8 protein-coding genes are annotated in these 8,144 nt (G+C 35.6%); 2 read left to right on the top strand and 6 right to left on the bottom strand.

The window, feature by feature from the left end; all coding sequences use genetic code 11:
• Positions 1-233 (top strand): IS1 family transposase (locus FTV13_RS15255; RefSeq protein ID WP_257218539.1); only part of this gene is annotated, 233 nt, incomplete at its 5' end.
• A 502-nt stretch (positions 234-735) separates the two neighbouring features.
• Here FTV13_RS15255 and FTV13_RS15250 read toward each other — a convergent pair.
• The 5 genes from FTV13_RS15250 to mobQ all read right to left on the bottom strand — a co-directional run bounded on the left by FTV13_RS15250 (position 736) and on the right by mobQ (position 7,338).
• On the bottom strand, positions 736-1,620 hold the full coding sequence (locus FTV13_RS15250; protein ID WP_000155092.1) for an Mph(E) family macrolide 2'-phosphotransferase: 885 nt from the start codon (positions 1,618-1,620) through the stop codon (positions 736-738).
• Between the two features lie 55 nt (positions 1,621-1,675).
• The gene (msr(E), locus tag FTV13_RS15245; protein WP_000052512.1) at positions 1,676-3,151 is read right to left on the bottom strand and encodes an ABC-F type ribosomal protection protein Msr(E); all 1,476 of its coding nucleotides are present in this window, start codon (positions 3,149-3,151) and stop codon (positions 1,676-1,678) included.
• A 597-nt stretch (positions 3,152-3,748) separates the two neighbouring features.
• Positions 3,749-4,036, bottom strand: coding sequence for a hypothetical protein (locus tag FTV13_RS15240; protein ID WP_004870774.1), 288 nt, complete (start codon positions 4,034-4,036; stop codon positions 3,749-3,751).
• A complete protein-coding gene (locus FTV13_RS15235) occupies positions 4,033-4,974 on the bottom strand; it encodes a replication initiation protein (protein ID WP_020846814.1) in 942 nt (313 codons plus the stop codon). The genes FTV13_RS15240 and FTV13_RS15235 overlap by 4 nt, the downstream gene beginning before the upstream one ends.
• Before the next feature lie 711 nt (positions 4,975-5,685).
• Positions 5,686-7,338 (bottom strand): MobQ family relaxase, encoded by a 1,653-nt coding sequence (gene mobQ, locus FTV13_RS15230; RefSeq protein WP_004870770.1) that lies wholly within the window; start codon positions 7,336-7,338, stop codon positions 5,686-5,688.
• Between the two features lie 211 nt (positions 7,339-7,549).
• On the opposite strand from mobQ, the gene FTV13_RS15225 reads away from it, so the two are divergent.
• Positions 7,550-7,852 (top strand): hypothetical protein, encoded by a 303-nt coding sequence (locus FTV13_RS15225; protein WP_163169824.1) that lies wholly within the window; start codon positions 7,550-7,552, stop codon positions 7,850-7,852.
• Positions 7,853-7,911: 59 nt separating this feature from the next.
• Here the strand turns inward: FTV13_RS15225 and FTV13_RS15220 are convergent.
• Positions 7,912-8,144 (bottom strand): IS1 family transposase (locus tag FTV13_RS15220; RefSeq protein ID WP_257218538.1); only part of this gene is annotated, 233 nt, incomplete at its 5' end.

The raw sequence follows: 8,144 nt of genomic DNA, 5'->3' as shown, positions 1-8,144 counted from the left end.
TAAGCTATACATGTATATCAAGTGACCATTGGGATAGCTTTGTTACGACCTTTAAAGAATGCAAACAGTTGATTGGTAAATTTTTCACTGTGGGTATAGAAGGCAATAATTGTCGATTACGGCATCGGATCAGGCGAGGCTTTAGGAGAAGCTGCAACTTCTCCAAAAAGCTTGAAAATCATTACAAAGCCTTTGATTTAGCGTTCTTTTATATCAATAATGGATTCGTTTAATGCCAGCATACTTTTTGAAACACCACCAAATTTTTTATATCAAAATTTCAAAGTGTACTGATGAGTACACTTTGAATGGGTTCTAATACCCGAATTTCGTATATGAGATTTTATGTTAAATTTTTTATATCAAAATTTCAAAGTGTACTGATGAGTACACTTTGAATGGGTTCTAACACCCGAATTTCGTATATGAGATTTTATGTTAAATTTTTTATATCAAAATTTCAAAGTGTACTGATGAGTACACTTTGAATGGGTTCTAACACCCGAATTTCGTATATGAGATTTTATGTTAAATTTTTTATATCAAAATTTCAAAGTGTACTGATGAGTACACTTTGAATGGGTTCTAACACCCGAATTTCGTATATGAAATTTTATGTTAAATGATTGTTAGAAATGCCCCTTGATCGAGGCATTTTCTATAAAGAATACTAAAAACTAATTAAAGCCAACCAAGTTTCAAAACAAGGCAGTTCTCAGCAATCATATTTTTAAATTATATAACTCCCAACTGAGCTTTTGCTCCAACGATAAGGCTTTCATTTTGAGTTTCTAAGGCAAATAAACCATACATCAAAGGAGAGGCCGCTGCTCTTTCTAAAGTCTGTTCATATAGTTTATTCCAAACTTTACCCCCTAGTTTTTCATACTCGATGATTAGAGTTTTGAGGCTTTCTTCTCCAAACAAAGTTACATGCCCAGCAAAATCAATCGCTGGGTCATCTATATGGGCTGTTGACCAATCAATAACGCCTGAAACAGCTCCATCCTTTGAAGCTAGTACATGCCCAGCATATAAATCGCCATGTATAAATTGGGTGAAATCTGCCCATAGAACATCATTATCCAACCATTTTCTGTAGCGGGTTTCCAATTGCTCACTTATACCAATTTCAGATTTTACTAACTGCAAATTGTTTGCTATTTCAGGTCTTAAATCTGAAGGTTTCATAATTTTCAAATCATTTTCCCGAACTTCTTTTTCAGGAATACTATGGATTTCAAATAAGGTTTTTGCCAAAGATGTTATGTATTTCGGGCTATCTTTGTCCATATTCCAAATTATTTCATAGGTTTCAGCATCCAAATTTAAAACAGGATTATCTTTAAGTATGGGATAAGCCACTAATTCTGTAGATGAAATTCTCCAATCAGGAACCTCTACAGAAAGATGTTTTTTTACCAATTCTAAAATGCGTTTTTCTTTCTTGATTTGTTCCCTCATGCCATCACGACGAGGAATACGCAGCAACCATTGTTGCCCCTTTGTATCAAGAGCAAAAACGACCTTAAAATCAATGCCCATTTCATTGAAATTCATTTTGTCCGTAAGCAACAAGCCGTGTGCTTCAGCAAGTGATTGAATATCTTGAATTGTCATTTTTAATTTCCTTTAAAGAGTTCAATAATTAATGTTCGGATTAGATTGGCTATCATTAACAATCTCTCTCAAAAGTCTTGATGATTTTGTGGTCTTTGATCTCGTAGATAATGTCAGCAATATTATCGACCAATTGCTTGTCATGAGATACGAAGATAATAGTTCCTGCATAGGACTTCATCATTGTTTCTAATGCGGCAATACTTTTTAGGTCAAGATAGTTTCCTGGTTCATCCATAAGCAAAATATTATATTTTCCTAAAAGCATTTTGGATAAAAGCAGTTTGATGATTTCACCTCCCGATAAGTCGGATAAGTTTTTTTGAATATCATTCGCTCCGATCCCCATTGAAGCCAATACTGCACGAATTTCCGCAACTGTGTACTCGCACTCTTCCTGCATAAAGGAGAGCACAGATTTATGCGTGTTAAATTTATATCCTGTTTGTGTAAAGTAGCCAATTTCAGCTTTTGGAGATATGGTTAATCCATCAGCACGTTCTGATATCATTTTTAACAAGGACGTTTTCCCTGTTCCATTCGATCCAGTTATAGCGACTTTAGCGCCAAGCGGTATTATAAAGTTAGCGTCATCAAAGATAGTACGGCTACCAAATTTTAAGCTCAGACCATCTGCCGTAATCGGGAACTTATTGTGCAGTTCTAGGGCTGAACTTTGACGAAAACGAATAGAACGCAAATGCTCTGGTGCTTGAATATCTTCTAATGCAGCCAAACGCTTTTCCATACTCTTAGCTGCCTGATACAGTTTTCTTTGCTTGGTGCCAGTCATTTTTGCATGCCCAAGTCGTCCAGCACTTTCGGTAGAGTTTTTGGATTTTTCTCCTTTTTTCTTATTGTCTAATCGATTAGCTTGCTGGCGTTTTTCTTGCACAGCAGATTCTAATCGCTCCCGTTCCTTCATCATCAGCTCATATTCTACGGCTTGGTGTTGTCGCTCTTCTTCTTTTTGACGCAAGTAATCCGAGTAACCACCCCAATATTCCGTAATTTTACCGTCTTTTAACTCCCATATCTTGTCTACAACCATATCAAGAAAATATCGGTCATGACTGATAACAAGTAATGCTCCATCAAATGCTTTAAGTTGACCAATAAGTAGATCTATTCCATTGAGATCAAGGTGGCTGGTTGGTTCATCCGCTAGAATGCCATGTACTTGTTGGGAAAATGCGGCAGCAATTTTTGCACGAGTTTCCTCTCCGCCACTCATTGTGTCGTTTTGTACATTGGAAACACCAAGGCGAGATAACATTGCCCGGTCTTCGACCGTTTCTATTTCGATTCCGCCCAGTTGGCTGATATGTGCAAAATCACCAAAACGCTGTAATGTCGCTTCGGCTAAAACAATTTCGCCATTAAGTACTTTGAGTAAACTACTCTTTCCTGCTCCGTTATCACCCACAAGACCAATACGGTCATAAGAGTGAATTTCCAATTCATCAATATCCAAAACATCACGCCCAGCATAATCCAAGCGTATGTTTCTCGCTTTAATAATTAAACTCATTTTTATTTACTCCTGTTTAGCTCTTGAAATTTTTTATGCAGCAAACAGGATTTAGGTGAAAACAAAAGCTAGCATCACAGTGTCCTCCCAAAAAAAAAGCTATTCATCCACAGGGTGGACAAATAGCTAGTCAATTAAGTTATAACTGGAAACTATGCACTAAAAGCATACTTATAAATTAAGCATACTTTTACTTTATATATCCGCATATATTCTTAAAGACACAACAAAAGCCCACCATTATAAAATAGTGTCACTATGCAAATAGTTGTGTCTTAACGAATGCGGATAGAATGCATAAACTTACCTAAAAAATAAAATTCAGTTTTATGATAACTTTACTGTTAAAAGAAGTCTAGACAACCTTGTTTTATGCTTGGATATAAGGCTTATTTTAAAATAATAGTAGTGAAGATTTTCTAAAATTAACATAATACACCTTATACGAAATTTGTTATAATTCTCGTGAAAATTCAACGCTGTAGTTTCAATTTTCTAGCCCAGTCGTCAATGACTGGGCTTTTTTTATTACTTTTCACGTTCCACGCCTAGTCTTTAATCAATGTTCCACGATTTTGATTAAATAAACTGAATAATTCAATCTGCAGAATTTAAGCGATTATCTTGAATAAGATCACTCAACTTACCTTCAAGCGATTCGATTTTATATTTCAGAGACAAGATTGAATCTTTTAAACGTGAATTTTTAGGTGCATCCGGATTCTTTAATTGATTAAAAACCTCTAATAATTCGCTGTGATGAGTGCTTAACCTTTCAATGTCACTTTCAATAGCCATTCTTGGTGTCCACAGAGCAAGTAAACTTTGCTCATAATCTTTGAGTTCTTGATGACTCATTGCATCTAATTCAGCCTTAGTTCTCATGGTTTAAAATCCGTCTTGCTATGAAGAGCTTTAAAAATCCGTTTTGTTGTTTCCTCTCTTACACTTTTCGGATCTCGTAAGATGCCACTAATCCAGAGGGCAAATGTCGGGTAGTCTGGGAAATTACTGAGGTCTGATAGCTCAGAAAGTTTAGATAAAATAGTGCTGTACTTGTTAATTTGAGCATCAGATAAATTGCAGAACATATCTATAGTTCTTTGATCTCGCTGAGGCGCTATTAATTTTGGCTTAGGTTTTTCTTTCACTATAAATTTAAAGCCAACTACTGAACGCCCTTTTTTTACATTTTCATAAGTGAGTTCAATATCTGTATTAGTTGTAATCTCATTTAATGAAGGCTTCATTACTCGGTCTTTTAAATTACAGAGTTTGTCATAAGATTTGGGCAAACCCAGCTCATTTTTTATATGTTCTAAGGACATTTCAAATTGTCCCATTGCTTGATGCTTTTTAGCTAAATGATAAAGATCGAATGAGTAATCTTTTTTCAAACTTAGTACGATATCTTTTTTATATTTTGTATAAGGGTTTAATTTATCAAACTCTTTTAACATCAGTAGAACGATTTCAGGGAAACGTATAGCTATCCCTCCGTCTTCATAAGTGCAATCAATCACCCAATTCGACAGCACCTTTTTTCCTCTTTCATTGTTATAAGAGAAATTTCTTTTAAGTAGATTCTTGCTGGCTAGTTCTAACTGCGTATATGCGGAATGCGTTTTAATGCCACATTCTCTAGCAAACTCTTCTGCCGTAATCATAATTCGGTCTTTTTCAGTTGCATCAGTGGTTCTAGCAATTGGGCTAGCAAGTATTAACATTCGTTTTTCATCAATGTTCATACTCTTAAAGCATTCTTGAACATTGTTTTGCATAACAACCCAGCTCAGAGGATATGTTTTTTTATTTTCGTCCATATAACTACAACCCCAAAAAACTAACTAACTACATTGGTATTTATGTAGCTTAAACATACATTGTCGTTTATTTTTTGACTACTATTTTTGTAGTTTTTTAACAAAACTACAAACTTTTTCTTGTAGTTTAATGTCCGGTAAAAGTAGTTTCTATGTCCGGTAAAAGTAGTTTTTTAAGTCCATTTTGTCCGGCATTTGTAGTTTAATGTCCGGTAAAAGTAGTTTTTTAAAGTCTGAAAGCATTGCTAGGCGTGGTTTATAGGGGGGTCTAAAAGCTTTTAAAAGCTTTTTAAAAGAATAAAAGGGAATTTATTTCCAAAGTGAGTTATTAAAACTGCCCTTGGTACTCGCTAAAGCTCGTACTCTATTGAAGCTCGTTTCACTCGCTTCGTGGGGGGCAGTTTTTTGCATATATGATCAAGGATTCAAAAAGCAAAACATGAATAATGCATTCGCTATGCTCATGCTTTTTGACGAGCAAAAGCATCAATACTTCGCTCGTAGACACTCGCTAATCACTGTCCCCAGTAATTCAATAAAAAACGGTTTTTCAGAGGGGGAATAAGCAAACTTTCGTTGTGTCGCTCGTAGATACTCGCTAAAAGGCTCTCATTTGCGTTCTAAGCGATTTTATTTTTATCAACTATAGTTTTACTGTATTTCTATCAAAAGTCGCTAAAACCCCCGTTTTTTTGCGCTTAAATGGGATTTCTAAGGCGTGTAGTCATGGTTATTGTCATTTTCTGGCTTTTTAGGCTCATTTCTCTGCTGTTTTTCTTGTTCTTGGCGTCTTACAAATGCCAAATGTTCTTGTTGCTCTCGTTCTTGTGCATAGCGTTGTTCTTGTTGCTCTCGTTCTTTACGTAACTGCTGTTCTCTAGATTCACGATCTTTTCGGTCGTTTTCGAGCTGTATTGCTCTTTTTTGGGAAAACTCTTGCTGCGCTTCGGTCTCAATTTTTTTTGTAAAAGCCGCATGCAATTCTTGGATTTTTAGATCTTCCATTTCTTCTGCATATAGTCGCTTTTGTTTTTCACCATTTTGAGGACTAAAGTATTTATTTCCATAGTTATCTTCTTCAAATATATAACTATTTATGATCTCCAGTCTTTGATCGCGTACATACTCTTGATACTCAGTTTCTCTGCGTGATATTTCAGAAATTTGATGATCTATATTTGAAATTTGATCATTAAGTTTTCGTTGTTTAACAGTGATGTTCGGTTCGTCAAATTTTGCAAAAGACTTTTTAGGCTGGAGCAGCTGATTTTCTTCTGTCCATTTATTTAAATGATCAGAATATCTCTCTTTTTTTTCTATTTCACTAAGACCAGAAATATGCTTTTGGATGTCTAGTTGGGTGTTGTGTTGGTCGATCAGGTCATTTATTTGATTGATCCATTTTGTTTTAAAAAATAAAGGCTCTTTTTTGCGTAGTTCTGATATTGCAGAACTCATCGTGTCTAATTTTGTTGTTAATTTTGATAATTCTTCATTTTGGAATTCATAAAGTTTCTGAGAAGTTTTTTCTGAATACTCAGCTTGAGAGTATTGAAACTGAAGCTCACTTCGTACTTTTTGAACAAGATCCTCAGATACTTTGATGTTTTCATCCAGTGCGATGACCTTTTTGATTTTTAAATTACGTAGCTTAATTTCATCATTTTTCAGACTAATTTCTGTAAATATCCCTCGTCTCCGGAGGTATGTCGCTTGAGGACCTTCGTGCTGAGTTGCTTCTAGGTCACTTTCCTGGTCTTCATAACTTCTGTGATCGACACGTTCATCAAATCCATTTTGTTCCAGGTGATGATTGCATAACTCTGCAAATGATTCTCTCCAGTGGCTTACAGTTTCTGTGCCATTGTCACGACTGAAGTCCCTATATTTTTTTGCTGAAAAGCCACCCTGCTCATTAATACTTCGGGTTGTGAACATGATGTGTGCATGGTAGTTGCGTTCATCACTTCCACTGTCTGTATGAGGTGCATGAATAGCAGCATCAACGATGACACCGTATTTTTTAACGAGGTTTCGGCAAAGTTCATTGAGCATATTTTCACGCTGTTCAGCGTTTAACTCACTGGGAAATGCAATCTCAAACTCTCTTGCAAGTAATGCATCTTTTCTACGTTCAACCTTTTCGACTTCATTCCAAAGTGTTTGGCGCTTGAGTAACTCAGTATTTGTATTTTCAGGTGCATAGATTTTTGTAAATTCGACACCAGTTTTTCTTGTGTAGTCTTGTTCTTTTCCATAAAAATCGCATACCAATTTTTCACTTGAACGATATGCAGCACAAGCAACGGCCGATCGTCCATTACCTCTACTAATCGTTTTAACTGAAAAATGATATATCGCCATTTTGCTTTTGCTCTTTATTTCGATTTATCGAAATTACCAACATGTATATGTTGGTCAGGGGATTACAAAGGGGATTTACCCCTTGTCGCACCATTGGATGAAATCCAATGGCTAAGTGCGCCCTTCGGGAAAACCACGATAGCATGGGCTGTCTTGAATTTCAATTCAAACAGACCTATGCTTGAGGGGGATTCCTTGATACGGTGATGGTATGAGTGTTGATAATTTAGAGCAAAAAATTGCAAAGCAAGAAGAACGCTTAAGACAGCTAAAAGAACAGAAAAAAGCTGCCATTGCACGTGAAAAAAAGAAAGTTTCTGATCAACAAAGAAAAGATGATACGAGACGTAAAATTCTACTGGGAGCTTGGGCTTTAAATAAATTAAAAAATGATGAATCGTTTAAGCAGCAATTAGCCGATTTTGAGCAATTTTTAAATACGGAAAATAAGACCGAAGAAAATAAGCAGAAAGATAAAGATCTTTTTAATGGATTTATTTGGGATAAGACCTAAATTTCGCATAAGAGATTTTATGTTAAATTTTTGGTGGTGTTTCAAAAAGTATGCTGGCATTAAACGAATCCATTATTGATATAAAAGAACACTAAATCAAAGGCTTTGAAATGATTTTCAAGCTTTTTGGAGAAGTTGCAGCTTCTCCTAAAGCCTCGCCTGATTCGATGCCGTAATCGACAATTATTGCCTTCTATACCCACAGTGAAAAATTTACCAATCAACTGTTTGCATTCTTTAAAGGTCGTAACAAAGCTATCCCAATGGTCACTTGATATACATGTATAGCTTA

The organism is Acinetobacter sp. YH12235 (assembly GCF_013417705.1).
In the GTDB taxonomy this organism is placed as follows: domain Bacteria; phylum Pseudomonadota; class Gammaproteobacteria; order Pseudomonadales; family Moraxellaceae; genus Acinetobacter.
Note: the sequence above shows the minus strand (reverse complement) of the source record. Positions and strands in the feature narration are given on the sequence as shown.

Bases quoted from the DNA above. Each gene is read 5' to 3' on its own strand.
- FTV13_RS15235 (WP_020846814.1), bottom strand. From the start codon at position 4,974: ATGGACGAAAATAAAAAAACATATCCTCTGAGCTGGGTTGTTATGCAA.
- mobQ (WP_004870770.1), bottom strand. From the start codon at position 7,338: ATGGCGATATATCATTTTTCAGTTAAAACGATTAGTAGAGGTAATGGA.
- FTV13_RS15225 (WP_163169824.1), top strand. From the start codon at position 7,550: ATGAGTGTTGATAATTTAGAGCAAAAAATTGCAAAGCAAGAAGAACGC.
- FTV13_RS15250 (WP_000155092.1), bottom strand. From the start codon at position 1,620: ATGACAATTCAAGATATTCAATCACTTGCTGAAGCACACGGCTTGTTG.
- FTV13_RS15240 (WP_004870774.1), bottom strand. From the start codon at position 4,036: ATGAGAACTAAGGCTGAATTAGATGCAATGAGTCATCAAGAACTCAAA.